Genomic DNA, 550 nt, shown 5'->3' on the forward strand with positions numbered 1-550 from the left:
AGTCAGCAATCCGTTTCAACACCATGGAAGATGTGATTCAACAAATATCTTCGCAGTTAAAATCTGGTGATATGGTGATGCTGTCTCCTGCATGTGCTAGCTTTGATCAATTCGACAATTTTATGGCAAGAGGCGATGCATTTGCTGTTCTTGCTCAGAAATATGCATAACTAAAGGTTACTCGTTTCGTGGGTTTAAGTAACGTTAAACACAACATTGGTAATTGGCTTAAGCATCCAGCGCCAGAAGCGTTGTTTGATCGCCAGTTGGTGTGGATTGCGTTGGGTTTGATGTTGACTGGTTTGATTATGGTGACCTCTGCGTCTTTCCCAATCCGCTCACGATTGACCGATCAGCCGTTCCACTTCATGTTCCGTCATGCCACCTTCTTAGTGTTGGCGATCGGGACCTCTGCGGTGATACTTCAAGTACCTTTAGAGCAATGGTTTAAGAAAAGTCATTACTTGCTTTGGGTCTCATTCGGCTTGCTGATTGTTGTACTTCTCGCAGGTAAGTCAGTAAATGGCGCTTCTCGTTGGATTCCGCTTGG

The 550-nt window shown here is 44.7% G+C and carries 1 protein-coding gene and 1 pseudogene; both read left to right on the top strand.

Annotated features, from left to right (window positions below):
- Positions 1 to 170, top strand: a pseudogene (gene murD, locus R7R24_RS29585) (UDP-N-acetylmuramoyl-L-alanine--D-glutamate ligase); the annotation flags it as partial.
- A gap of 18 nt (positions 171 to 188) precedes the next feature.
- The coding region (locus R7R24_RS29590; protein WP_318120574.1) for an FtsW/RodA/SpoVE family cell cycle protein at positions 189 to 550 on the top strand (362 nt) is incomplete at its 3' end.

Source organism: Vibrio sp. 704, assembly GCF_033339295.1.